The organism is Pseudomonas sp. ASL7, from assembly GCF_056680375.1.
The window spans coordinates 844,996-869,789 of record NZ_CM155279.1 but is presented as its reverse complement, the minus strand read 5'-3'; the positions used below and the strand labels follow the sequence as shown (position 1 = coordinate 869,789).

21 protein-coding genes are annotated in these 24,794 nt (G+C 57.8%); 7 read left to right on the top strand and 14 right to left on the bottom strand.

Features of this window, described 5'->3' with window-relative positions; translation table 11 throughout:
• Window position 1 precedes the first annotated feature (1 nt).
• From iolB to AC1MDT_RS03930, 12 genes are all read right to left on the bottom strand, one after another.
• The gene (gene iolB / locus AC1MDT_RS03985; RefSeq protein WP_480420792.1) at window positions 2–829 is read right to left on the bottom strand and encodes a 5-deoxy-glucuronate isomerase; all 828 of its coding nucleotides are present in this window, start codon (window positions 827–829) and stop codon (window positions 2–4) included.
• Between the two features lie 11 nt (window positions 830–840).
• The gene (gene iolD / locus AC1MDT_RS03980) at window positions 841–2,706 is read right to left on the bottom strand and encodes a 3D-(3,5/4)-trihydroxycyclohexane-1,2-dione acylhydrolase (decyclizing) (RefSeq protein WP_480420791.1); all 1,866 of its coding nucleotides are present in this window, start codon (window positions 2,704–2,706) and stop codon (window positions 841–843) included.
• Entirely contained in the window at window positions 2,706–4,637 is a 1,932-nt protein-coding gene (locus AC1MDT_RS03975) for a bifunctional 5-dehydro-2-deoxygluconokinase/5-dehydro-2-deoxyphosphogluconate aldolase (RefSeq protein WP_480420790.1), read from the bottom strand. Before AC1MDT_RS03975 ends, iolD begins: the two co-directional genes overlap by 1 nt.
• A gap of 25 nt (window positions 4,638–4,662) precedes the next feature.
• A complete protein-coding gene (locus tag AC1MDT_RS03970) occupies window positions 4,663–5,439 on the bottom strand; it encodes an ATP-binding cassette domain-containing protein (RefSeq protein WP_480420789.1) in 777 nt (258 codons plus the stop codon).
• A gap of 20 nt (window positions 5,440–5,459) precedes the next feature.
• Complete coding sequence (locus tag AC1MDT_RS03965; protein WP_480420788.1) at window positions 5,460–6,608, bottom strand: ABC transporter permease; 1,149 nt, start codon at window positions 6,606–6,608, stop codon at window positions 5,460–5,462.
• A 134-nt stretch (window positions 6,609–6,742) separates the two neighbouring features.
• A complete protein-coding gene (locus AC1MDT_RS03960) occupies window positions 6,743–7,771 on the bottom strand; it encodes a Gfo/Idh/MocA family oxidoreductase (protein ID WP_480420787.1) in 1,029 nt (342 codons plus the stop codon).
• A gap of 114 nt (window positions 7,772–7,885) precedes the next feature.
• Window positions 7,886–8,773 (bottom strand): rhizopine catabolism ABC transporter substrate-binding protein, encoded by an 888-nt coding sequence (locus AC1MDT_RS03955; protein ID WP_480420786.1) that lies wholly within the window; start codon window positions 8,771–8,773, stop codon window positions 7,886–7,888.
• Between the two features lie 133 nt (window positions 8,774–8,906).
• A complete protein-coding gene (locus AC1MDT_RS03950) occupies window positions 8,907–9,923 on the bottom strand; it encodes a Gfo/Idh/MocA family oxidoreductase (protein ID WP_480420785.1) in 1,017 nt (338 codons plus the stop codon).
• Window positions 9,924–9,932: 9 nt separating this feature from the next.
• Window positions 9,933–11,048 carry a Gfo/Idh/MocA family oxidoreductase gene (locus AC1MDT_RS03945; RefSeq protein WP_480420784.1) on the bottom strand — a complete coding sequence of 372 codons (1,116 nt, stop codon included), beginning with the start codon at window positions 11,046–11,048 and terminating at the stop codon, window positions 9,933–9,935.
• A 40-nt stretch (window positions 11,049–11,088) separates the two neighbouring features.
• Entirely contained in the window at window positions 11,089–11,991 is a 903-nt protein-coding gene (gene iolE, locus AC1MDT_RS03940) for a myo-inosose-2 dehydratase (protein WP_480420783.1), read from the bottom strand.
• 79 nt (window positions 11,992–12,070) lie between these two features.
• On the bottom strand, window positions 12,071–13,285 hold the full coding sequence (locus AC1MDT_RS03935) for an ROK family transcriptional regulator (protein WP_480420782.1): 1,215 nt from the start codon (window positions 13,283–13,285) through the stop codon (window positions 12,071–12,073).
• Between the two features lie 287 nt (window positions 13,286–13,572).
• Window positions 13,573–14,463, bottom strand: a complete 891-nt coding sequence (locus AC1MDT_RS03930) for a LysR substrate-binding domain-containing protein (RefSeq protein WP_480420781.1) — start codon at window positions 14,461–14,463, stop codon at window positions 13,573–13,575.
• A 226-nt stretch (window positions 14,464–14,689) separates the two neighbouring features.
• Here AC1MDT_RS03930 and AC1MDT_RS03925 point away from each other — a divergent pair, with 226 nt between their 5' ends.
• The 6 genes from AC1MDT_RS03925 to AC1MDT_RS03900 all read left to right on the top strand — a co-directional run bounded on the left by AC1MDT_RS03925 (window position 14,690) and on the right by AC1MDT_RS03900 (window position 21,193).
• On the top strand, window positions 14,690–15,808 hold the full coding sequence (locus AC1MDT_RS03925) for an ABC transporter ATP-binding protein (RefSeq protein ID WP_480420780.1): 1,119 nt from the start codon (window positions 14,690–14,692) through the stop codon (window positions 15,806–15,808).
• A 15-nt stretch (window positions 15,809–15,823) separates the two neighbouring features.
• Window positions 15,824–16,744 carry an ABC transporter permease gene (locus tag AC1MDT_RS03920; RefSeq protein ID WP_480420779.1) on the top strand — a complete coding sequence of 307 codons (921 nt, stop codon included), beginning with the start codon at window positions 15,824–15,826 and terminating at the stop codon, window positions 16,742–16,744.
• On the top strand, window positions 16,744–17,550 hold the full coding sequence (locus AC1MDT_RS03915) for an ABC transporter permease (protein ID WP_480422698.1): 807 nt from the start codon (window positions 16,744–16,746) through the stop codon (window positions 17,548–17,550). The genes AC1MDT_RS03920 and AC1MDT_RS03915 overlap by 1 nt, the downstream gene beginning before the upstream one ends.
• 27 nt (window positions 17,551–17,577) lie before the next feature.
• Window positions 17,578–18,624, top strand: coding sequence for an ABC transporter substrate-binding protein (locus tag AC1MDT_RS03910; protein WP_480420778.1), 1,047 nt, complete (start codon window positions 17,578–17,580; stop codon window positions 18,622–18,624).
• A 61-nt stretch (window positions 18,625–18,685) separates the two neighbouring features.
• Window positions 18,686–20,146 (top strand): amidase, encoded by a 1,461-nt coding sequence (locus tag AC1MDT_RS03905; protein ID WP_480420777.1) that lies wholly within the window; start codon window positions 18,686–18,688, stop codon window positions 20,144–20,146.
• A gap of 99 nt (window positions 20,147–20,245) precedes the next feature.
• On the top strand, window positions 20,246–21,193 hold the full coding sequence (locus AC1MDT_RS03900; protein ID WP_480420776.1) for a Dyp-type peroxidase: 948 nt from the start codon (window positions 20,246–20,248) through the stop codon (window positions 21,191–21,193).
• 9 nt (window positions 21,194–21,202) lie between these two features.
• Here the strand turns inward: AC1MDT_RS03900 and AC1MDT_RS03895 are convergent, their stop codons facing one another.
• Window positions 21,203–22,201 carry a bile acid:sodium symporter family protein gene (locus AC1MDT_RS03895; RefSeq protein WP_480420775.1) on the bottom strand — a complete coding sequence of 333 codons (999 nt, stop codon included), beginning with the start codon at window positions 22,199–22,201 and terminating at the stop codon, window positions 21,203–21,205.
• Between the two features lie 278 nt (window positions 22,202–22,479).
• Window positions 22,480–22,716, bottom strand: coding sequence for a hypothetical protein (locus AC1MDT_RS03890; protein WP_480422697.1), 237 nt, complete (start codon window positions 22,714–22,716; stop codon window positions 22,480–22,482).
• Window positions 22,717–22,909: 193 nt separating this feature from the next.
• On the opposite strand from AC1MDT_RS03890, the gene AC1MDT_RS03885 reads away from it, so the two are divergent.
• A complete protein-coding gene (locus tag AC1MDT_RS03885) occupies window positions 22,910–24,673 on the top strand; it encodes an L-lactate permease (protein ID WP_480420774.1) in 1,764 nt (587 codons plus the stop codon).
• The last annotated feature ends 121 nt before the right edge of the window (window positions 24,674–24,794 follow it).

Genomic DNA, 24,794 nt, shown 5'->3' with positions numbered 1-24,794 from the left:
ACTAGCGCTCCGGGACCGTGCCCGGTTGCCCAGGCCCCTGTGTGGTCAGCCATTCGTGCACCGGATCGTTCTTGAAACACCACTGGCGGGTCGGACCGGCCATAACATTCAGGTAATAGCTTTCATAGCCGTACGGCACCACGACGGGGTGGTAACCGCGCGGCACCATCACCACGTCGCCGTCTTCGACCGCCATGGCCTCATCCAGGCTGCGATCATCGGTGTACACGCGCTGAAAGACGAAACCCTGCGCCGGGCTGATACGGTGGTAGTAGGTTTCCTCGAGCACGCTTTCATGGGGTATCGCATCGGTATCGTGCTTGTGCGGTGGGTAGCTCGAACTGTGGCTCTGCGGCGTGCGCACCTCCACCACCAGCAACGACTCCGCTGGCTGGTCGGCAGGCAGGATATCGGTGATGTACCGGGTATTGGCGGCAACACCGCGGACCGAACGGCGGATGCTGGCGGGCTCAATCAAGCGCGCTGGCAGCTTGCCTTCGGCCGGCGCGGTGCACAGCGCGATCTCCGCGTCGCTGTGGGCGATGATCTGTGCTGCCAGCCTGGGCGGCAAATACAGCGCATAGGGTGCCTGCTCATCGAACGGACCTGTACGCCCGCCTATCTCCTTGCAGTGCAGATCGCCCGCGCTCACCGACACCACGCCACACAGCAGGACCACACAGGTCTCGCGTTCCGCTTCATGCAGGCTGATCGACTCCCCGGCGGCCAATTGCCGGACTTCAAAGCCGACATGCCCCCAACCTGCCGACTCCGGAGTCACTTTGACCCGCTCGTGCCCACACTTGGCCGCTTTGACTAATAGGCTCATGTTGTTCCCCCTTAGATGCGCTGCACCTTTCTGGCCGACTCATAGGCGGCACGCGCCTCTTGCACTTGTGAGCGCTGCGATACTTGCGGTACCGCGACTTCCCACCAGCAGCCGCCTTCCTGGGTAGTACGCCGCGCATCGGTATCGATAACGACCACATAACTGCGCTGGCTTTGCCTGGCGCGTACCATGGCCGTTTCCAGCCCGGCGATATCGGTCACATGTTCGGCCTTGGCGCCCAGCGCTTGCGCGTGTTTCGCGAAGTCGATTTCAGGCAACCCCTGGGGGCCGGTCAGGCAGTTTTCGAGCATGTTGTTGAAGGGCTCGCCACCACAGGCCTGCTGCAAACGGTTGATGCAGCCGTAACCTCGGTTGTCCAGCAACACCACGATCAGCTTTTGACCCAGCATCACCGACGTCGCTAATTCCGAATTCATCATCAGGTAGGACCCATCGCCCACCATCACGATGATTTCCCGTTCCGGGCGGGCCATCTTCACCCCCAGCCCCCCCGCCACTTCATAGCCCATGCAGGAGTAGCCGTACTCCATGTGGTAGGCGCCTGCCGTGCCCGCTCGCCACAATTTGTGCAGCTCGGCAGGCAGCGTGCCAGCGGCACACACCACGATGTCGTGCCGGGCAGAGTCCGGGTGCGAACGCTGTACCGCACCAATCACTTCGGCATCATAGGGAAGGTAGCCAGCGCCCGGCGCTTCACACCGGCGGGTGACGCCCTGTACTGTTTCGCGCCAACCGTGCGCCAACCGGCGCGCACGCTCGGTCCATTGCGCCTCGGCCTGCCAGTCGCTGCCCAGTTGTCGGGTCAGTTGGTCCAATGCCCAGCGAGCGTCCGCCACCAGACCTAGACCACGCCATTTCAGCGCATCGAAGGTGTTGACGTTGATCGACAATAACCGGGCCTGGCCGAACAAGCTGTGCGAGCCCGTCGTGAAGTCCTGCAAACGGGTGCCGACGGCCAATACCAGGTCAGCCTCGCTCGCCAGCTCGTTGGCCGCCGGTGAACCGGTCACACCCACTGCCCCTAGTTGCAGCGGGTGGTCCCACGGCAAGGCGCTCTTACCCGCCTGGGTTTCACAGACCGGAACACCGAAGGTCTCGGCGAAGGAACGTAATGCGGCACCGGCGCCGGAGTACAGCACACCCCCACCGGATACGATCACTGGTTTGCTGGCCTGGCGAATCGCCTGGATGGCCTCGGCCAGCTCATCCTCGGCAGCCGTCAGGCAGCGAATGCGCACCAGCCGCTCGTTGAAAAATTCAACCGGGTAATCATAGGCCTCGGTTTGCACGTCCTGCGGCAAGGCCAGTGTCACTGGGCCGCACTGGGCCGGGTCGGTCAAAATCGAGATCGCACGCGGCAAGGCCGTCAGCAATTGCTCGGGGCGAATGATGCGGTCGAAGTAGCGCGACACCGGCCGCAAGCTGTCGTTGGCCGACACGCTTCCATCGACGCTGTCTTCAATTTGCTGCAGCACCGGGTCCGGTGCCCGTGAAACAAACACGTCGCCAGGCAACAGCAGCACCGGTAGCCGATTCACGTGGGCCAGCGCGGCAGCCGTGACCAGATTGGTGGCACCCGGGCCAATACTGGTGGTCACCGCCATCATGCGCTTGCGAAAGTGCGCCTTGGCGTAGGCAATCGCGGCATGCGCCATGCCCTGCTCATTGTGCGCACGATAGGTGGGGAAATCCTCGCGCTGCTGGTAGAGCGCTTCGCCGACACCCGCCACGTTGCCGTGGCCGAAGATGGCAAAACAGCCTGCGAACAGCGGCAGACGCTCGCCGTCGATCTCGACCCGCTGCGCGGCAAGATAACGCACCAGTGCCTGGGCCATGGTCAATCGAATAGTGGACATCAGGCAGCCCTCCCGGACTCTTCACGCCAGGCTTGAATCAGCTCCACGAAGTTGGCCGCGACTTCACGCTTGACCCCTTCATCGTTGAGTTCACCCTGGAACCATTTGCGGCTGGGTTCGTAGAAAATGGTGCGGCCAACCGTGAAACCGCGGCAGGTCTTCGAGGCGCGTGCGGCCCGGAAGCCCTCACGCAGGGACTCGGCCGGTGCATTGAGCCCCAGTAACACCACGCCACGGCAGTACGGATCGCGCGCATGAATCAACGCATCAATCTGCTGCCACATCGGCGCAGAGACTTGCTCCAGCTTCCACCATTCGGGAGCGATACCCAGGTCGTAAAGACGCTGCAATGCGCGGTAGACGGTGTCCGGCCACTGCTGCATTTTCTTGGGAGGAATCACTTCCAGCAGCAATTCGTGACCCGACACCTGAGCCGCCTGGTAGAGCGCCAGCAGCTGTGCCTCCTGCTCCAGACGGTTTTTAAGCGTGTCATCCGGGTGGTACTGCACCAGGCACTTGATCACATGTTCCTTGGGCCAACTGAGCAGATGTGAGCCGATTGACCGTCCCCACTCGAACTGAAGCGGATTGGACAACGGCAACTCGACCGGGCGACCGATCCACCAGCCGCGACCTGTCGCATCGTTCAGGGCATCCTGGCCATAGAGGTCGTCAGCCAGAATCCCGACCTTGCCGGCCAGGCCGTATTGCTTTTCCACCTCGGCCACTGCCTCGACCAGCAGTTGCTTGAGTTTGCCGATGCTCGACTCGGGCAGACCGCCCTGCCGAGCCAATTCGAGCAGCTGGACGCGGTGATCGAAGGCCAACACCAGCAGCTCGTCCCACTGTTGGCGCGCTACCGTCACGCGGTGCAAGTGATTGAGGGTCTTGTCCGCGGCCGGCCGCACCGGTTGAGTTTCGAGGAAATAACTCAGTTCCGCCTGCGTCGGCATGGCCGGCGCACAACCATGGCGGCTCACTACCAGGGCACCGCAGGCATTGGCATTGCGGCAGCAGGCCGTGTAGTCCTCGCCACGCAACCAACCTGACAGGAAGCCAGACAGGAAGGCATCACCGGCACCCAGTACATTGAGCACTTCCACCTGGACGCCCCGCTGTACACCGGCATCTTCTATTCGGGCGGGGATCGCGCCCTCGATCACCACGCACCCCAGTGCACCGAGCTTTACCACCAGCGTGGCGTCCGATACCTGTCGCACCACCCGCAGACAGGCGATCAGATCGTCCATGCCGCCGGCGATACGAAACTCCTCCTCGGTCCCGACGATCAGGTCGAACTTCGGCAGAATGGCTTGCAGGTGTTGGGTGACGCTGCTGTCGGCGATAAACCGGGTTTCGCCATCACCCTTTGCAGTAAGCCCCCACAGGACTGGACGGTAGTCGATATCCAGCACCGTGCGCACGTTATTGCGACGAGCAAAGTCGAGGGCAAGGCTGGCAGCGGCGTGCACGCCGGGTTGCGAGAAGTGCGTGCCGGTAATGGCCAGCGCTTTGCTGGAAGCGATGAAGGATTCATCGATATCACTGGCTGAAAGCGCCATATCAGCGCAATGGTCGCGATAGAACAATAGCGGGAAGCTCTCGCGATCCTTGATACCGAGCAACACCAGGCCAGTCAGGTGTTCCGGGTCGCGCTTGAGTTGCGATACATCACAGCCTTCTGCCGCCAGTGTCTCGATCAGAAACTGCCCCATCTGATCGTTACCCACCCGACTCAACATCGCCGACTTCAGGCCCAGCCGGGCAGTGCCGAACGCCACGTTACCGGAAGAGCCGCCCAGGTATTTGGCAAAGTGGCTGACATCTTCCAGGCGTGCCCCGATGTTGGTGGCATAAAGGTCGACCAGTAAACGCCCAAGGCAAATGAGATCTAAAGGGCGATCATTTGCAAACTTCGTTAGATTTCCCATTTTCAGCCCTCGTAATCTTGATCACTCAAATCACAACGCCCGGCGTCTCCACGAGCGTGTCCAAGTCCTCACCACCGGCCATCACACGCAAGATTTCTTCGCGAGAAATATCGGTTTTCTTGTAGGTACCGTGGTTTGTGCCTCGATTGAGCAGGGTGAAGCGGTCGCCAATCGGGTAGGCGTGGTTGATGTTGTGGGTAATAAACACCACGCCGATGCCGTCGTTTCTGGCCTTGGCTATATATTTCAAGACCATGCTGGCCTGGTGGACACCCAACGCTGAAGTCGGCTCATCCAGGATCAAGACTTTGGCGCCGAAATAGGTCGCTCGAGCGATGGCCAACCCTTGCCGCTCGCCACCCGACAGGGTGCCGACGGCCTGCGCCGGATCACGAATATCGATGCCGATCCGTACCATTTCTTCACGGGTCACTTGATCGGCGTACTTCGCATCAAAACGCCGCAGCAAGCCTCGGCCCTTGGTCGGTTCACGCCCCAGGAAGAAGTTACGGCTGATACTCATCAAAGGCAGCATGGCCAAGTCCTGAAACACGGTTGCGACACCGGCCTGATAGGCATCGCGCGGGCTCTTGAACAAGACATCCTTGCCGTTGATACGAATGCCGCCGGCACTGGGCTGATGCACACCAGACAACACCTTAATCAGGGTGGACTTGCCCGCACCGTTATCCCCAAGCAAGCAATGCACTTCGCCTGGACAAACATCAAATGACACACCCTGAAGGGCAACCACGGAACCGAAGGTTTTTCTGACATTGGCAAGTTCAATGACTGGAAGCATTTTAAATCTCCTGTAGAAACTTATCGGCTGCTGGTTGCCATCTTGCGGATGTAATCGTTAAACAACACCGCAATCAGAACCATCAGTCCCAGGAAAACCTTGAACCAATCCGTATCGATGCCGGTGTAGAACATGCCAACTTGAACAGTACCGAAAATCAACGCGCCGACCATGGAACCCACCGCAGAACCATATCCCCCGGTCAATAAGGAACCCCCAATAACCGCGGCAATAATGGCTTCAAATTCTTTCTGGATACCGCGCATGGTGTCGGCAGACCCCGACTCCAAAACTTGTATGGTGGCAAACAGCGTCGCCATCAATGCCGAGAACATGAACAGGTATATTTTTACTCTATCAACTGGCACGCCCATGTTGCGTGCGGCATTGGCATCCCCGCCCGTGGCGAAGATCCAGTTGCCCAGTCGTGTGCGCAGCAATACCCAGGTCGCCAGCGCCGTAACAACTACCCACCACAGGATCGACACCGGAATACCGGGTACTGACGCCAGCCCATCCGGCCGCATCGTGATCACACCGTGTTCCGCGAGGTACTGGAACAGACCGCCAAAGAGGTGCCCCGAAAAAATGGACACTACCCAGGAGTTTTCATTGAGTTCATTCACGACATAAGAAATTTGCGTTTTACCGGTCAATAGACGGGTTACCGCTACGGCGACACCGCGCAAGATGAACATTGTCGCCAAGGTCACAATGAACGATGGCAATTTGGTGCGGACCACCAAATAACCGTTGAACGCGCCGATCATCAAACTGAATACAAACGCCATCATCACCGCGACCGGTAATGACAATCCCAATTTGGAAACGCCAACGCCGATCATTAGCCCCGAAAGAGCAATCATGGATCCGATCGATAGATCAAACTCACCCGCAATCATCAGCAAGGAAACCGACACCGCCAAAATCCCAAGCTCGGCGGCCACTTTGAAAATATTCAGCATCCCTTCGGCGCCAAACATCCCGCTGCCGTTCGCAAACAAGAGAAAGAACACATAAACAAACAGCAGACCCGATACCGCACCTGATTCCGGGCGATGCATAACACGCGCGAAAATCGATTGTTTGGTTAACCGTTTTGAATCGCTGCCAACACCCTTCTTTGTTATCTGGATGCTTTTGGGCACTTCAACACTTGTGGCATTCATTTTCTTCTCCATTTGGTCTAGAAATTACTATTTCCAAATAAACTAGGAAGCCATTGATACAACGATGCCTATCGAGCGCGGGCCAGTGGGCTTGATGCGCTCGACAGTGCGACCAATGAAATCCCGGATACTGATCAGTTATCGAAGTTAACGATTTTTTGTTGTTCCAACGCTTCCCGCATGGCAACGCCAATACGGGTGGCGGCTTGTGCCTCTAACAAGCGGCCCCTCAAGGTGTCGCCACTGCTGACGGCATCGATAAAGGCTTGTGCTTCCAGGACAAAGGCTTGCTCAAACCGGCCAAAGAAATCCACCACTCTATCGCAGTGGTTGGCATTGCCCTTCTGCACACTGACTTCTGAAACCGGGGTTCCGCCTACGCCAAGTGCCAGGGAGGCATCGGTCCCCACCAACTGCAACGAGGTTTCATCGCCGTGATGGGAAGTGCGGGAGGCATGAAACGTCGCGAGAATGTCGTTCTCGAATAGAACGGTGGCGGTGGCGGTATCGACGTCATTGCAGGCGGCCAGGCCAGGGTACATGGCGCGGATACCGGTGGCGGAAACCGACACAGGTTTTGCACCGTCAGTCATCCAAAGGGCGACGTCGATGTCGTGAATGCTGCAGTCCAGGAACAGACCGCCCGAGGTCGGCGCAAAATCAACAAAGAAGCCATTGGTATCAATCGCATCCAGCGAAGCGCAATGCAGGCGGAACAGTCGGCCCAGATCGCCATTGTTCAACAGACGCTTGGCGTCTACATACGCCGGATCGTAGCGACGCATGAACCCGATCATGACCGTTTGCGAAGCGTACTTGTCGGCCGCCGCCAGGACCCGCTCGCACTCTGCTTCGGTGAGTGCCAATGGTTTTTCGCAAAATACGTGTTTACCGGCTTCGAGTGCCGACACAATTTGCTCGGCATGCAATGACGTCGGGGTGGCAAGCCACACGGCATCGACGTCCTTGTCTGCCAGCAGCGACTCCATGTTTTCATAAAGTCGCGTGATACCCAGCTCTTTCCCGGCCCACTCACGTTCAGCGGCAACCGGACTGGAACCCGCGATCAGCTCTGCACCACGTACCCGCTGTGCCAGATTGCGCGCATGGTTCTTACCAATACGACCCAAGCCTACGATGCCGATTTTTATTGTTGTTTTCATTTCATGCCCCGTATATTTCGGCCACACAAAGAGCGAATTCATGACTTCGGAAGTCGCTGTTTTTTGCGTTTATCCCACTGCAACGCCCGTTATGTGGCCGGGTTAATGGTGAGATTAGCGGTAGCCTAGTTTACTGAGCGTCAATACTTTTTCCGCGTCCACCTTGGTACTGACGAACAGCGGACCGGTGTACACATTGTTCAATGGCAGCAGACCATACTTGGCTTGCTTGGTGAGCATGACAACGGGCAAGTAGCCCATCATGTATTGTTGTGCATCCAGTGCAAAGAACACGTCGCCTTTGGCCACACCGTCGAGCAACTCAGGGGACACATCAAAACTGCCGAACTTGTACTTGGTTAACGTTCCTTTCTTGCGCAAGTCGACAATCAACACGTTCGCCACGCTGGAACTGGTCGCCAGGATGCCGTCCACCTCCGGGTGGCTGGCCAGATAGGCGCCCACTCGCGAGGTGATGTCGGTCGGGTCCAGCGTCATGGCCACAACCGGAGCATTGCCACCCATGCCGTCCTTGAATCCACGGCAACGGTCATCGATAGCCACGTTACCGACTTCGTGATTCAGACAGATCGGGTTTTTCACCCCGGCCGCCTTGTAACGCTCACCGGCCATCTTCCCGGCGGAGTACTCGGCAGCGCTACCCACATAAAACTTTGCACCGACCTTTTTTACGTCGTCTTCACCGGAGTCGACGACAATCACTGGAATACCGGAAGCATCGGCAGCCTTGATCGACTTTTGCAGGGCGTTCGCATCAGGCACCGATACGACCAATCCATTGACTTTGGCAGCGACGGCTGCATCGATCATGCGCGACATGGCGATCGGGTCAAAGGCTTCAGGGGCCTGGTAAGACACTTTTGCGCCGGTTTCCTTGGCCGCATCCTCCATGCCTTTCTTCAATGCATTCCAATAAGAGTCACCCGCTTGCCCGTGTGTAACAAAGGCAATGCGCACAGGTTCGTCTGCAGCATTGGACATGGACGGAATCATGACTGCCGAAGTTAAAACAGCAGTTACAACACCGTGGAACAATGTATGTTTGATCCGCGACTTCATGGTGAATCTCCTAAAGTGGACTGTCTTCTTATGTTTATTGTTGACTTCCGAACTTTCAGTTGACTTCCCTTACAAATACCGGACGTTGTTCCTTTAAAGAAATATCTGCTGCCAATGCTACTCTTTCGGCTTGCAGGGATTCTTTAGCGCCCACTAGCACAGGTTTATTATTCAGTACGCTATGGGCAAAGGCAGCGAGTTCGCTGGCATAAGATAGCGGGTAACGATCAAGACAGTTGAAATAAGGCTTCTCTGTCTTGACGCCCTCTTCCTTGAAGATTTCTACAGTTGTCGGCGTGAGGTTGTGGATTTTCGCGAGCCCCTTGGAGCCCAGCACCTCCGCCAATTGGTCATGACCATAAACAGCATTCAATGAACAATCAATCACCCCTACGCCACCGTTGGCGAACTTCAGTGTGATGACTGTAGTGTCAACAAACCCTTCTTCATCCGCACGCGATGGGTCGGCAATGGCCCCGCCTTCGACATACACCCGCTCGATGGTGTCGCCCATCAGGTACTGCGCCATATCGAAGTCATGCACATGGATGTCGATAAAGACATTACCGGCCGACTTGAGTGCGCCGCGTGGTGGAAGCTCAGCTTCGCGCGAGGTGATTTTCACCACCTGAGGGTTGCCGATTTCGCCACCACTGACTACCTGATGCAATTGACGAAACTGCGCATCAAAGCGTCGATTGAAGCCGACCTGGAACGGCACGCCGGCTTCTTTGACGATGGCCGCAATTTCCTTGCTCTGGCGATAGTCAACATCCAGCGGTTTTTCGCAGAACATCGCCTTGCCAAGCCCGGCGACGTATTTGACGATTTCCAGGTGAGCGGTGGTGGCGGAGCAGATGCACACCGCATCAACCTCCACACTCGCCAGCATTTCCTTGTAATCAGCGAATTGATTTCTGACGCCTGCGTTAGTCAGCCATTCCTTGTGCTTGCCGATCGAGGGAGAGGCCACTGCCACCAGTTCTGCGCCGTCCACACCTTTTACCAGATTCTGGATGTGCATTTTCCCAATGACACCGGCACCGATCACTGCCATTTTCAGCTTGCGCATACTCACCTCTCACATCGAACGTGTTGAGTTGTTTAGTGCGGTGCGTCCCATTGCGGACAGCAGACGTGTGTCGCGTTCGGCATCTTCGAGGGTGTTGAGCGGCGTGCTCTCGTTGACAATGGTTTCCCAGAAATATTTGATCTCCTCGACAAAGGCTTCCTTGTAGTTGGCCCGGTGCTCGGTTTTCTGTGAGTGCTGCCCATCGGACTTCCACACGGTCAAGCGAGTGGGGAAGTGGTTCAGATAAGGCGATGGGAATTCCAGGTGGTACACGGCGTCATCAAAATACAGCGAGATGCGCTCGTGATACTCCGCCACCTGTGGAACGGTCAGGTGCATCATTTGCCACAGGCTGGTTTGCGTATTCAGCCGCACCGTGGCCTGCCCGCCGTCGCCGTTGGCAAAGAAGGTGGCCGCTTCGACGCCGACCGTGGAAACATTCATTTTTTGCAGCAGCCCATGAACAACGTTGATGTCATGCACCAGGCTTGAACAGTACGCACCCGTAAAACCACGGAAGCTGTTTTCATCGGGCTGCCCGCCCAGTGCCTGGACCACTTGCTCACGCTGCCGGGTCTTGAACTCGTCTCTGAGCGCTTGAGGAATATCATTGGCGAATACCAGTTCGCCCTGATGTTCACGGAACGGCCAGGAGTCCGGATCGCACACTTCCACACTGACCATGCGCAGCTTGGCGCCGTCTTCGGGCAACATGTCGCGCAGCAGCAGGTAAGAAGGGTCAAAGCGCTTCATGTAGCCAACCTGCAAAACCCGACCATTGGCATCACGTGCCTGTTTGATACGGGCGACGTCCTCCAGGCTGTAGCAGATGGGCTTTTCAGTGAAGACATGGCAACCGGCATTAAGCGCATCGATCACCATGTCGGCGTGGTAGCAATCCGGCGAACACACAAAGATCGCTTCCGGCTCGCCCTGGCTCAGCAATTGTTGATGCGATTCATACACGGGCAAATGCTTGTCGTGGAAGAATTGGCGTACGGTCGCCGAAGCATCCGCGATACCGACCAGTTCAAACAGCCCACTCAACTTCAAGATATTCGGAATATGTTCGAGTTGAGCAATTAACCCAGCCCCTAAGACACCAACACGCAATTTCTTTTGCATAGACGTATCTCTTTCCTAATGGTGAAACCGATTTGGAAATTCAGGATTTGACAGTGAAGCCTGCACTTTCTGCCAACTGCTTGGTATTCTTGTAACCCATCGTTGCATACACCAGCGGATTCGCTTTATTCGGATCCTGCTCGGCTTCAACGACCAGCCAACCGCTGTAATTGTTTTCCGCCAGGACTTTCAAAATGTCCGCGTAATCAATCACACCGTCGCCCGTTACCGTGAAAATGCCATTCATCACTGCGCCCATGAAGCTCAAGTCTTCTTTCAAGGCTTTTTCCAGCTGGTCTTTTCGAACATCTTTCAAATGAACATGATTAATGCGTTTGGCGTGACGGCGAACCAGTGCGTAAGGATCGCCCCCGGCATACAAACAATGCCCCGTATCAAAGAGCAAGCCTACCGCCTCACCCGTGTGTTGCATCAGCTGGTCTATCTCATAATCGGTTTGAACGACGGTCCCCATGTGGTGGTGGTAGCCCATCTTCACGCCAAAATCAGCCATCTTTTCCGCCAACTGGGTCACTTTCTTGCCGTAGCTGATCCAGTCGCCATCCGGTAACTCTGGACGAATGGAGGCCGGGTCATGGATAGCGCCGTGGCGGCCATAACTGGTGTCTGCATAGACAACCACTTTGCTGCCCATTTCCTTGAGCAATGTCAGGTGCGGCAAAATAGCGTCGAACTCTTCATCCACCTCGTTCTCTGCAATTCTTCCGTCATACCAGCCTGAAACAATATCCAGCCCGTGTGCCTTAACAATAGGGCGAAGTACTTCCGCCTGACGCGGAAACTTCCCTCCTAATTCCGAGCCCGCATAGCCTGCCAGTTTTGTTTCACTCAGACAGACTTCCAGCGGCGTATCGCCCCCTAACTCCGGAACATCGTCATTTGTCCAAGTAATCGGGTTAATACCAATTCGTACCGTTGTCATGTTATCTCTCATGTTTGCGGGAGGAATGTCGGCTCACAGACAAGCCGGTTAATGCACTTCTTTTTATTATTAAAACTCTTTACGGGATAGCGGTTCTACTTAAGTACAACTCATTGTCTTGCAGCTGACTCGGAAGTTGCGCGGAAAAGTACCGACCATTAACTTCTTGCAGTGCAATTGCCACGGCCCCGAGTAGTCCGGCTTTTTTGCCTAAGGCACAGGCTTCCAGCGGCAGCGGATCATCCATCATGTCCGCCAGCCAATAGCGGACCCGTTCCAGCATTTCGGGGCGCCCGCCAACGCTGCCGCCTAACAGGCAGAGTTGCGGATCCAGTACGGTGGCGGTTGCCCCAATCGCCTTGGCGCAGCCTCGCGCCACTTGGTCGATAACCTGTTGGGCAACCTCATCGCCTGCAGCGGCGCGGTCAAATACCTCAGGTACTTCGTCAACACTATTGCCACTGAGCTCTCGGTAAAAACGCAAGATCGCTTGACCACTCGACACCGTTTCCAGTGGGCCGTGCCGTTTCACCTCAGGATCAAGATCTTCATTCAGCACTGGCATGTAGCCAATTTCACCCGCGCCGCCGCGGGCACCCCGCCACAGTTTGCCGTCCAGGATGACCCCCATCCCGATGCCGGTTCCCATCGCGACAAAGATGAAGCTATCGCTGGCCTGCCCACGGCCTCGCCACAACTCCCCAACGGCCGCCAGATTGACTTCGTTTTCCAACAACACCGGCACACCTAAGGCTCGGTACAGTGCGACTTCAAGGTCTGCTCCTGGCAATGCTGGCAAATTCGGCGAGTGATGCACTCGCCGGGTTTTGCGATCAACGACCCCTGGCACCCCGACGACAACCTGCAGCAATTTGCTGCGTTCGATAGTGTGCTTTTTCAGCAAGTCGCTAATGCCCTGCGCCAACTGCCCTTCCACCTGTGCACCACCGTCCTTCAGCGGCGAACGGGTTTCTTCGATCAGGTGCCCTGAAACATCTGCAATCCCCAGCTTCAGATGGGTTCCACCCAGATCACAGACGGCGACATAGCCTGCTTTTGGATTCAGTTCGTAGGTAATCGCAGTGCGACCCAGCTTGCCCTGGACGCTGCCCACTTCACGTACCCAGCCTGACTCCTCGAGCATGGAAACCAATTCCGATACGGTCTGTTTGGACAGCCCGGTCAATTTGGCGACCTGGGCGCGGGATATCGGGCCTTGGCGGACAATACACTCCATCACAGTCTGGTAATTCACCCGACGTCCAAGTGCCGACTCAGCCAATACTCCATTCATCTTGAATTCTCCCTTCCTAGAAAACCGCGTGGTCTTACTGCGCCCTTACTTAGTTCGGGCTGCGAACGAATTAATGCACGCCTCAAAATTTATGTAAAGGATTTTTTTCTCAGGGATTCCACGAGACTCGGCGGGGTGCTCAAGCACGGCGTTTCAGCGGACGTGGCGTTGCGCAACGGCAAGCGTGCAGCTGCGCTGATGGGACTGATCAAGTCGACCCAGACCAAAAGAAGGCTCAATCGAGAGAGGAAAAAACAGGCCCTCTTCGGCGGATATCCAACGGCTGTTCAGACGCTGAACTCTTTCTCCAATTCCGTCTTCATCCACTGGATGAACCACGCGACATCCGCTGACAACTCGGCAGTAGGCGTCAAGACCCGATAGCTATCCAGCTTCACCTGGGTGTCCAGTGCCTTCACCAGTTTGCCGGCGGCGAGTTCTTCGCGCACCAGCACTTCATTGGCCAGCGCGATGCCCTGCCCGCTCTCGGCCACGGACAGCGCGTGGTCGTTGTTGACGTAAAGCATGTCTGAGCTAAGGTGAACATCCAGTCCATAGGCTGCGAACCACATATTCCACCACTCGCCGTCGTCGACGTGGATCAGCTTGTGTTTGACCAGGTCGGCCGGGCCCTCGATGGGGTCGATGCTGGCCAGGTAACCCGGGGTACAGATCGGAAAGACTCGTGGACAGATCAGGCTTGCGCGTGAATGCGGGTATTGCCGATCCAGGCCATAGACAATGCCCAGGTCGGCGTTTTTGCCGTCGACATCGCTGAAGGTGGAGTTGGGTTCGATGGCGAACTTCAAACCCGGCCGAAGGTGACGCATGGCTTCAAGGCGTGGCGTCAGCCAGCGCTTGGCGAACCCCGGCACCACCATGATTCGCAGCCACCGTTCGGCATCCTTGGGCCGTATCTCCTTTCCCGCCTCGATGATCAACTGCAAGGCTGCGCAAATCTTGCTGTAGTACTTCTCCCCCGCCAACGTCAGGGTCACGCCCCGCGAAGTACGCTCAAACAGTTGAACGCCCAGCCACTCCTCCAGCAACTTCACATGCCGCCCGATGGCGGGCTGGGTCACGTGCAGGGCTTTCGAAGCCTCGACGTAGCTGCCCAGGCGGGCCGCGGCGTCAAAGGCACGCACCGCATTGAGCGGTGGCAAACGGTGATCAGGCATGGTTCTGGACGCCTTTAGCTATTAATTTTTTTAACAGTACCTATGTTAAATCTGAAGTTTCGCTCCCGCAATCGCTCACTGATAATCGCCCCACAGCCCAACAAAAAAAAGCAGCTGGTCCACACCCAAACGTAATTCGATCCTGCTCAAAAAAAACAATATCCATCGCCGTCGGCAACGCTATTAACAGCGCCTGCGCAGGTGATGGGGGAATCGGAGGTAACGCATGAATGCCCTGCATTCGCTAAAAACGCTGGCGGTCTCTATCCGCTCAGTGCGTAAAGTCTACGGTGATCCACACGCTGGCCCGGTGGCGCTGAAAAGCATCGACCTGGACATTCGCGATAACGAATTCTTCACCCTCCTCGGCCCGTCAGGCTGCGGTAAAACCACCCTCTTGCGGATGATCGCGGGGTTCGAGTTTCCTACCGAGGGTGAGATTTTGCTCTACGGCGAAAACATCGCCGACCGCCCACCCTTCGAACGACCGGTCAACACGGTGTTCCAGCATTACGCATTGTTCCCGCACATGACCATCGCCGAAAACCTGGCCTTCGGTCTCGAATCGCACCCCATGGGCAAAGTCCTGAACAAAGCGCAAATCGCCGAAAGGGTGCGCGAGATGCTCGCCCTGGTGCAGATGGAACGGTTCGCCGCACGCAAGCCGGCACAACTCTCCGGCGGCCAACAACAGCGTGTCGCCCTGGCCCGCGCACTGGCTCCACATCCCAAGGTTCTATTGCTGGACGAGCCGCTATCGGCGTTGGACCTCAAGCTGCGCCAAGCCATGCGCGAAGAACTGAAAACCATCCAGGCCAAGACTGGCATCACCTTCATTTTTGTCACTCATGACCAGGAAGAAGCCCTGACCATGTCCGACCGCATCGCCGTCTTGTCCGAGGGCGAAGTCCAGCAAGTCGGGGCTCCGGAAGACATTTACGAACGTCCACGCAATCGCTTTGTAGCGGATTTCATCGGCGAAACGAACTTTATCGAAGGTACCGTCACGCGTGTCGAAGCAGGCCAGGCGTGGTTCGCCGGGCCAGCAGGTTACCCGCTGCCCGCACAGTTTTGCAGCGACGCGCGGGTCGGTGACACGGTTGTGTTGTCCGTACGTCCAGAGCGTGTGCATCTGGTGCCCGAAAGCACCGAGGGTGCACTGCCGTGCCGGATCGATACGCAGATTTATCTCGGCACCGACCTGCAATACCAAGTCCGCCTGAGCGACGGTTCGCGCCTCACCGTGCGCACGCCCAACAGCGTCGACCCTGGCCAGCGCTTCGCCGTCGGTAGCCAGGCCGGTCTGCTGTTCGACCGCGGTAGCGCCAGCGTCCTGCACGATTGAGCACGAGGATTTGCCATGTCCGCATTACCGATTGCCAATACCCTGGAACGCCGCAGGGCCTTCCAGAGCTTCCTCGGTGTCAGCCCGGCACTGATCGCCATCATCCTGTTTCTGATCGTACCGATCCTGATCGTCATCGGCTATTCGCTGATGGAAGCCAACCCCTACGGTGGGGTAAACAAGGTCTTCAGCAGCGACGCCTACACCTCGCTGCTATTCGAACGGCAACTGGACGACAGCCTGACCTTCGCCGACTCCTACCTGATCATCGCCTTGCGTTCGATCGGCATCGCCGGGTTAACCACCCTGATCACGTTGCTGATCGGCTTTCCAGTGGCGGTATGGCTGGCCATGCAGCCAGCGCATCGGCGCGGACTGCTGATTTTTCTGATCACGGTACCCTTCTGGGCCAACCTGCTGATCCGCACGTACGCCTGGATTCTGCTGCTGCGTAATACCGGGGTGATCAATAACAGCCTGATGGGCCTTGGCCTCATCGACCAGCCATTGCAGATGCTCTATACCGACGGCGCGGTGCTGCTGGGCCTGGTCTATACCTACGCACCCTTTGTCGTGCTGCCTATCTACGCCACGCTTGAAAAAATGGACATCCGCCTGCTGGAAGCCGCTCAGGACCTCTATGCCGGCCGCGTGCGCACCTTGCGAAAAGTGGTGTTGCCCATCGCCAAACCGGGAATTCTTGCCGGCGCCATCCTGACCTTCGTGCCTTGTCTGGGGGCGATGATTGCTCCGGAACTGCTGGGTGGCGGCACCCGGATGATGCTCGGAAACCTCATCTTCAGGCAGTTCAGCGATGCGCGTAACTGGCCATTCGGTGCGGCGCTCTCGTTAGTGCTGATGGCGGCGGTGATGTTGGTATTGACCGTTTATGCCCTGCGCGCCGAGCGCCAACGCGTCGCCAAGGGAGGTGCATGATGCTGCGTCTATTCAACCGAAATACGCTGAGCGTGCAGGACTTTCCGGGGTTCGGCGGTTTCAGTTTCCTGTTCTACCTGTACCTCTACGCACCGATCGTGGTGCTGGTGGTGTTCTCCTTCAACGCCAACCAGTCCGCAACGGTGTGGACCGGTTTCAGCCTCGACTGGTATCGCGCCGCGTTTGCCAACCAGGCGCTTCGACAAGCGGCCGGCAACAGCCTGTTGATTGCGGTCTGCGCGAGCATGGTCGCCACGGCCATCGCGACGCTAGCCGCCCTCGGTACTTCGCGAGGTGCAAAGTTCAAGGGCCTGCAACTGTCCATGGGCGCGATCATGTTGCCCCTGGTGCTGCCGGAAATTGTCGTCGGTGTCGCCACACTCGCGCTGTTTTCCACCATTGGCCTGTCCCTGGGCTACGGCAACCTGATCATCGCTCACACGGTGTTCTGTATCCCCTTTACGTATCTGCCGATTCGCGCACGGCTCAACGACATGGACCTGTCCCTGGAGCAAGCCTCGGCGGACCTCTATGCCGGCCCATGGAGGACCTTTCGCAAGGTCACTCTGCCGCTGTTGATGCCGGGGATCGTCTCCGGGCTGATGTTGGCCTTCATCGTTTCGCTGGATAACTTCGTGATCTCGATGATGGTCTCCCAGGCGGGCACCACCACCTTGCCGATCTTCATCTTCGGCCTGCTACGCATGGGTGTAACACCCGACGTCAACGCCGTCTCGACCCTGATCCTGGGCGTCTCGGTGCTGTTCGTCAGTCTCTCTTACCTGCTGGGCAAAAAGAACGCCTGACCTTTTTACGAACCGTGGGGAATTAGCATGAGCAAGTGGATTAAAAGTATCGGCACTTCGTTGTTCCTGACCTTACCGCTGACCCTGGTCGCCAGCGTTCAGGCCGCGGAAAAACTCAATGTGGTGAGCTGGAGCGGTTACTTTTCGCCGGAGATTCTCGCCAAGTTCCAGAAACAGACCGGGATCGAAGTCACCGTCGATTCCTACGACTCCAACGAAACACTGCTGGCCAAACTGAAACAGGGTGGTGCTGGCTATGACGTGGCGATTCCGTCGCACCAATTCATACCGATCCTGATCAAGGAACAGTTGCTGGAACGCTTCGACCCGGTCAATGAGCCCTACTATGCCAGCGTCGTCGACAACCTGAAAAAGCCCACCTGGGACCCGGAGGGTGCCTATTCCATGCCCTTCATCTGGGGCACCACCAGCGTGGTGCTGAACACCGATCGCTACAAAGGTCCGGCCGACAGCTACAAAGTACTTTACGAGCCGCCGGCTGAATTGCAGGGACGAATCAACATGTTTGATTCGGTCAGCGAAGTCATCGACATGGCCAGCCTGTACCTGAATATCCCACTGTGCAGTGAAGACCCCAAACAGATGCAGCAAGTGCTGACCCTGCTCAAGGCGCAAAAGCCTTTCGTCAAAACCTACAGTTCGAAGGCTGGCTCGATTCGCGAAAACCTTGCCTCTGGTGAAATCGACATGTCGACGTTCTGGGGCGGTTCGTCCATGCGGGCCCGGGAAATGAAACCCGCTCTGAAATACCTTTATCCGAAAGAAGGTGTGCTGGCGTGGGTCGATAACATGGTTATCCCGGCGGGCAGCAAGAACCCGGCGAACGCCAAGGCGTTCATCGCATTCCTCAGCCAGCCGGAAAATGCCGCGATGACGCAGAACTTCCTCAAGCACCAGAGCCCGATCAAGGGCGTGGAACCGTTCCTTGACGCCAGCCTGAAGGACGCCCCGGAGCTGCACATTCCCGAAGGTACCCAGGTGGTGTTCAGCAAGACCTGCGGCGAAGGCGCGATCCGCCTGGCCGATCGTCTCTGGACCAGCCTGATGCGTTGATTCCTACCGCCCCGTCACGGTGACGGGGTGTTCCTCCAGCCGTCCGAAAGGCAGCGTTGCAATGACTTCTAATAACATCAGCGAACTGGTCCTGCTGCAGGCCCATCAACTCGCCGAACGCATCCGCTTGCGCCAGGTTTCCTGCCGGGAAGTGATGCAGGCTTATCTTGCCCATATCGATCGCTTCAATCCGCGAGTCAATGCCCTGATCAGCCTGCAAGCGCCGGAGGACCTGCTGGCTCAGGCCGATTTACGCGACGCCGAACTGGCACGGGGCGACTACCGTGGCTGGATGCATGGCTTGCCCCATGCGGTCAAAGACCTGTCGCTGACCCGCGGCATCCGCACCACGCTGGGGTCGCCGTTGTTCAAGGATTTCATCCCTGAACGCGACGGCATTATGGTGGAGCGGATCAAGGCCGCCGGCGCGATCATTATCGGCAAGAGCAACACACCGGAATTCGGCCTCGGCTCGCAAAGCTACAACCCGTTGTTCGGCGCTACCGGTTGTGCCTTTGACCCGAGCAAGACCGCTGGAGGCAGTAGCGGTGGCGCCGCCGCAGCGCTGGCCATGCATTTGGTGCCGGTGGCCGATGGCAGCGACATGATGGGTTCGCTGCGCAATCCGGCCGCCTTCAACAACGTCTTCGGATTCCGCCCATCGCAGGGGCGCGTGCCATTTGATGACAGTGCCGATCTGTTTTTCGATCAGCTCGGCTATGAAGGTCCCATGGGCCGTAGCGTGCGCGACGCAGCCTTGCTTTTATCGGTGCAGGCCGGCGCCGATGCCCGCGCGCCACTGTCCATCGCCGAGCCCGGCAGCGCCTTCGCCGCGCCGCTGGAGCGGGACTTCAAAGGCTCCCGCCTGGGCTGGCTGGGTGACTTCAACGGCTACCTGCCGATGGAGAACGGCATTACCGCGCTGTGCGAAAAGGCCTTTGCTGATTTCGAAAGCCTGGGTTGCCATATCGAACCCGTGCAGCCTGAGTTCGCCCCGCAACAGCTGTGGAGCAGCTGGCGAACGCTGCGTCACTGGTCGGTCGCCGGCTCACTGGGGGCAGCCTATGCCGATCCACAAAAGCGTGCGCAGTTAAAACCGGAAGCCTGCTGGGAGATCGAAAACGGCCTGAAACTGGCAGCCAGCGAAGTCTTCGCCGCTTCGGTCGTGCGCAGCAACTGGTACCGCGCCCTCTCCAGACTTTTCGAACGCTTCGACTACCTCCTGCTGCCGAGCGCCCAGGTGTTTCCGTTCGACAAAACTATCCCTTGGCCGACGTCCATTGAAGACACGGCCATGGATACTTATCACCGCTGGATGGAAGTCGTGATTCCGGGCACGCTTTCTGGCTGTCCAGTGGCCAATGTGCAGGTCGGCTTCAACGAAAACGGGCTACCCATGGGGATGCAGATCATCGGCCGACACCAGGCCGATTTCGCGGTGTTGCAGTTGGCCCACGCGTACGAACTGGCAAGCCGTTGGTTCACTCGGCACCCGTCCCCCCTACTCAAAGGGGAACGTTGACAAGGCGGTCAATCCGCCTGAAAGGCTTCGGCAAAGTGGTTGTCTGCTACAGTGTTTTCAACGTTTCTACCGCTTAGGGCCCTCTCTGTGACGACACCAATGGATGACCCGACGCCTGAGCCTCAATCCCTCTGTAACCCCATCACCAGCAGCGCGATTTTTATCGTGGCGACCTTAGCGTCTACCAGTGACTCTGCCAGTCAAGTGAGGGCCTGGTGCGCGGACGTCGCGGCCCTCACACGCTCGGTTGGCAAACGAGTCCCCTCCGGCAATTTGTCCTGTGTCTGTGGCTTCGGGTCCACCGCATGGGACACCTTGTTTGGCCCCCCGCGCCCCGCTTCACTGCACCCGTTTCGCGAGTTCGGTGCGCAGGGACGGCGAGCCGTTGCAACGCCTGGCGATATTTTGCTGCACATTCGTGCAGACCAGATGAATCTCTGTTTTGAATTGGCGACGCAGCTACTCTCAGCACTTGGCAAAGCAGTCTCGGTCGTCGATGAAGTTCAGGGTTTTCGCTATTTCGATATGCGCAGCATCATCGGCTTTGTCGATGGCACCGAAAATCCCGTCGGCCGCAAGGCGGTCGACTTCACGATTGTAGGCAATGAAGATCCGTCGTTCACCGGCGGCAGCTACGTACTGGTGCAGAAGTACTTGCACAACATGACCGCCTGGAACGCGTTATCCGTCGAGGCTCAGGAGCGGATTATCGGGCGAACAAAATTGTCCGATATCGAGCTTGATGACGCGGTCAAACCGACCTCTTCGCACAGTGCCTTGACGACAATCACCCAGGACGGGCAAGAAGTGAAAATCCTGCGCGACAACATGCCCTTTGGCCGGCCTGGCGCCGGCGAGTTTGGCACCTACTTCATAGGGTATGCGCGCTCGCCTGCCCCGCTTGAACAGATGCTCGAGAACATGTTTGTCGGCAGGCCGCCGGGCAACTATGACCGGCTGCTTGATTTCAGCACGGCGGTCACCGGGAGTTTGTTTTTCGTTCCATCATCAGACCTGCTGGAAGCGCTGGCTGATCGTAAGCCTTAGGGCTGGCGATCAAGGATCAACTTGCCCCATCAATTCAGCCACCGACTCCTGGCGTTTGGCATAACGTTGCGCGAGCACCGCACAGATCATCAGCTGAATCTGATGGAACAGCATCAGCGGCAGGATCAACACGCCAATGGTACTGCCAGCGAATAGCACCTGGGCCATCGGTACACCGGTCGCCAGGCTTTTCTTCGAACCGCAGAAGAGGATGGTGATGCGGTCTTCCTGATTGAAACCAAAGGCTTTGCCCAGCACGGTAGCGGCCATTAACACCAGTCCCAGCACCACGCAGCAAACGACCACCAAACCGGCCAGGTCCCGCAGCGGAATCTGCTGCCAGATGCCTTCGTTCACCGCTTCGCTGAACGCACCGTAGACCACCAACAGAATCGAACCCTGATCAACGAATTTCAACCAACTCTTGTTACGCCCCACCCAGGTGCCGATCCAGCGCCGCGCGATCTGCCCGGCAATGAACGGCAGCAACAGTTGCACGCTGATTTTCACAATCGCATCGATGGTCGAACCGCCGTCGCCATGCGCATTCAACAGCAGCGTCACCAACAATGGCGTAAGAAAAATCCCGAACAGACTGGACGCCGCCGCGCTGCAAATCGCTGCCGGAATGTTTCCGCGAGCCAGCGAAGTAAAGGCAATCGCCGACTGCACGGTGGCAGGCAGCGCGCAGAGGTAGAGCATGCCCATGTACAGATCATCGCCGATCAGCGGTGACAGCAACGGCTTGAGCGCCAGACCCAGCAGTGGGAACAGCACGAAGGTCAGGCCGAACACCAGCAAATGCAAGCGCCAGTGACCGGCACCGGCGATGATCGACTCGCGCGACAGTTTGGCGCCATGCAAAAAAAACAACAGCGCAATGGCGATGTTGGTCAGCCAGCCAAAACCCACCGCGACGTGCCCGGTGGCGGGCAGAAAACTGGCAAGCGTCACCACGCCGATCAGGGTCAGCGTGAAGTTGTCGGGTAAGAAACGGGGGCGGGTCATTGGGATCATCCGGGTTTGCCAGGAACGTGACCCCGACTCTAACGCGTCTGCCAATTACCGACTAACGCTAATAAGCCAGTAGATGTCGCCTAAAGGACATGACGCCGTTGTTTGGGCTATGGGTGTGGCGCTCGGTTCAAACGGCGTGCCTGCGTTGAAAACTCCCCTCGGAACACTGGACCATTAACGCCTTCGCGAGCAGGCTCGCTCCCACTGGGGGAATGCAATCAACTGTGGGAGCGAGCCTGCTCGCGAAGGCGTCACAACGGTCACAACGGTCACAACGTCCTCTGCCCGTTCCCGATCCCTTTCGCAATATCAACCCCCCAATCCAGCGCCGCTTCCATATCCAGCAGATGCGGCCTTGGATCATGATCCTCGGAAATGACCGTGCCATCCGGTCGGTAAACGCCAATAAACATTTTCAGCGAACCGTCCCTCAATATTTCCGCCTTTACCTCGATCGTGCATCCGTTCGACAGCGTTTCCCTGTGGTCCAAATGGCGCTCAGTCATTGCGGCAATCCTCCGGTCGTTGAAGTCCGAGTCAGGCATTCACCCGCTCTTCATGTTAGCTCAGTGACACCCACCAAAATGGCTCACTGGAGCGCCTGAATGCCCGCCCTGACAGCGGCGTAATGCCACCTATACTCAAAGCCACCGCCCCCATGGGGTCTGCACGCCCAATAATAAAAAGCAGAGGTGGAACATGGTCTGGCAGCAAGTCTACGATCCATTCGGCAACCCGGTAATTTCAACCATCATGGCGGCTGTCCCGGTCGTGGTGATGCTGGCCTCCCTGGCGTTTTTCCACATCAAGGCGCATATGGCGGCGTTGCTCGCCCTCACCTCTGCCCTGCTGATTGCAATCTTCGCCTTTGGCATGCCCGCGAATATGGCTGGCTCGGCGGCGTTGTTCGGCGCCGCCAACGGGCTGCTGCCGATTGGCTGGATTGTGCTCAACATTATTTTCCTGCACCGGCTGACCACCGAGAACGGCTCGTTCAAGGTCCTGCAAGACTCTCTGGCACGCATCACTGATGACCGACGCCTGCAATTGCTACTGATTGCCTTCTGCTTCGGTGCGTTCTTCGAAGGGGCCGCCGGCTTCGGGACACCGGTGGCGGTGACCGGGGCCATTCTGATCGGGCTGGGGTTCTCGCCGCTGGCCGCCTCAGGTCTGGCACTGATCGCCAATACAGCGCCGGTGGCATTTGGCGCCTTGGGCACGCCAATCATTACGCTGGCCAAGGTGACCGGGCTGGATGAAATGGAGCTGTCGATGATGGTCGGCCGGCAATTGCCGTTTTTCTCGGTGCTCGTGCCGTTCTGGTTGATCTGGGCCTTCGCCGGCTGGCGCAAGATGCTGGAGATCTGGCCGCCGATTCTGGTAGCCGGGGTCAGCTTCGCCGTGCCGCAGTTCCTGGTGTCCAACTACCACGGCCCGATGCTGGTGGACGTGATCGCCGCGCTGATTTCCATGGCCTGCCTCACCGGCTTTCTCAAGGTCTGGAAACCGACCACTGTGTATACCTCCGCCGCCCTGTCCGGGCGAGTCGACAACTCGAAAGTCGATGCGGAGCATGACGAAAAACCCACCGCCACGGCGACGTTTTCCGCCGATGCCAAGCCTGCCGTGATGCGGGCGTGGATGCCGTGGATCATCCTCACGGTCTTCGTCTTCGCCTGGGGCACCCAGGGCTTCAAAAACATGTTCGATACCCGCCCGGCGATCGATCCGCAAACCAACTCGGCCAAGCTCGACCCTCAGGGCAAGCCGATGAGCGAAGCGAACCCGATTTTCTCGCCGGCGCTGACCTTCACCACCTTGCACCTGCAGGTCGAGAAGGTGCCACCCGTGGTGCCTGCGCCTAAAACCGAGGAAGCGATTTACAAGTTCACCTGGTTCACCGCGACCGGCAGCGGAATCTTGCTCTCAGCCATCCTCGGCGGTCTGCTGATGGGTTACTCCATTCCCCAGCTGGCGCGCCAATACCTGCGAACGCTGTGGGTGGTGCGCTATTCGCTCATCACTATCGCGGCGATGCTTGCCCTGGGCTACCTCACCCGCTACTCGGGCCTCGATGCGACGATGGGACTGGCCTTCGCGGCAACCGGCATTTTCTACCCTATGTTCGGCACCCTGCTCGGCTGGCTCGGCGTGGCCCTGACTGGCTCGGACACCGCCTCCAACGTGCTGTTCGGTGGCTTGCAACGGGTTACGTCCGAACAATTGGGGATCAGCCCGGTGTTGATGGCCGCTGCCAACAGTTCTGGCGGGGTGATGGGCAAGATGGTCGATGCCCAGTCAATCGTGGTGGCCTCCACCGCCACCCGCTGGTACGGCCATGAAGGGGAAATCCTGCGTTATGTGTTCTTCCACTCGATCATCCTGGCGATTCTGGTCGGCGGGCTGGTGACGTTGCAGGCGTATGTGGCGCCGTTCAGTCATATGGTGGTGGGTGGGCATTGATCGGCGCTGTGAGTGAGTGTGTGTGTGTAGGAGCGAGCTTGCTCGCGAAGGACTCAAGAGCGCTGCGTTTAGCCAGTAAACACGCATTATTTTTAACGACATTCGCGAGCAAGCTCGCTCC

Excerpts from the sequence above, each read along its gene's own strand:
- iolB (WP_480420792.1), bottom strand. The coding sequence starts at position 829 with ATGAGCCTATTAGTCAAAGCGGCCAAGTGTGGGCACGAGCGGGTCAAA.
- iolD (WP_480420791.1), bottom strand. The coding sequence starts at position 2,706 with ATGTCCACTATTCGATTGACCATGGCCCAGGCACTGGTGCGTTATCTT.
- AC1MDT_RS03975 (WP_480420790.1), bottom strand. The coding sequence starts at position 4,637 with ATGGGAAATCTAACGAAGTTTGCAAATGATCGCCCTTTAGATCTCATT.
- AC1MDT_RS03970 (WP_480420789.1), bottom strand. The coding sequence starts at position 5,439 with ATGCTTCCAGTCATTGAACTTGCCAATGTCAGAAAAACCTTCGGTTCC.
- AC1MDT_RS03965 (WP_480420788.1), bottom strand. The coding sequence starts at position 6,608 with ATGAATGCCACAAGTGTTGAAGTGCCCAAAAGCATCCAGATAACAAAG.
- AC1MDT_RS03960 (WP_480420787.1), bottom strand. The coding sequence starts at position 7,771 with ATGAAAACAACAATAAAAATCGGCATCGTAGGCTTGGGTCGTATTGGT.
- AC1MDT_RS03955 (WP_480420786.1), bottom strand. The coding sequence starts at position 8,773 with ATGTCCAATGCTGCAGACGAACCTGTGCGCATTGCCTTTGTTACACAC.
- AC1MDT_RS03950 (WP_480420785.1), bottom strand. The coding sequence starts at position 9,923 with ATGCGCAAGCTGAAAATGGCAGTGATCGGTGCCGGTGTCATTGGGAAA.
- AC1MDT_RS03945 (WP_480420784.1), bottom strand. The coding sequence starts at position 11,048 with ATGCAAAAGAAATTGCGTGTTGGTGTCTTAGGGGCTGGGTTAATTGCT.
- iolE (WP_480420783.1), bottom strand. The coding sequence starts at position 11,991 with ATGACAACGGTACGAATTGGTATTAACCCGATTACTTGGACAAATGAC.
- AC1MDT_RS03935 (WP_480420782.1), bottom strand. The coding sequence starts at position 13,285 with ATGAATGGAGTATTGGCTGAGTCGGCACTTGGACGTCGGGTGAATTAC.
- AC1MDT_RS03930 (WP_480420781.1), bottom strand. The coding sequence starts at position 14,463 with ATGCCTGATCACCGTTTGCCACCGCTCAATGCGGTGCGTGCCTTTGAC.
- AC1MDT_RS03925 (WP_480420780.1), top strand. The coding sequence starts at position 14,690 with ATGAATGCCCTGCATTCGCTAAAAACGCTGGCGGTCTCTATCCGCTCA.
- AC1MDT_RS03920 (WP_480420779.1), top strand. The coding sequence starts at position 15,824 with ATGTCCGCATTACCGATTGCCAATACCCTGGAACGCCGCAGGGCCTTC.
- AC1MDT_RS03915 (WP_480422698.1), top strand. The coding sequence starts at position 16,744 with ATGCTGCGTCTATTCAACCGAAATACGCTGAGCGTGCAGGACTTTCCG.
- AC1MDT_RS03910 (WP_480420778.1), top strand. The coding sequence starts at position 17,578 with ATGAGCAAGTGGATTAAAAGTATCGGCACTTCGTTGTTCCTGACCTTA.
- AC1MDT_RS03905 (WP_480420777.1), top strand. The coding sequence starts at position 18,686 with ATGACTTCTAATAACATCAGCGAACTGGTCCTGCTGCAGGCCCATCAA.
- AC1MDT_RS03900 (WP_480420776.1), top strand. The coding sequence starts at position 20,246 with ATGGATGACCCGACGCCTGAGCCTCAATCCCTCTGTAACCCCATCACC.
- AC1MDT_RS03895 (WP_480420775.1), bottom strand. The coding sequence starts at position 22,201 with ATGACCCGCCCCCGTTTCTTACCCGACAACTTCACGCTGACCCTGATC.
- AC1MDT_RS03890 (WP_480422697.1), bottom strand. The coding sequence starts at position 22,716 with ATGACTGAGCGCCATTTGGACCACAGGGAAACGCTGTCGAACGGATGC.
- AC1MDT_RS03885 (WP_480420774.1), top strand. The coding sequence starts at position 22,910 with ATGGTCTGGCAGCAAGTCTACGATCCATTCGGCAACCCGGTAATTTCA.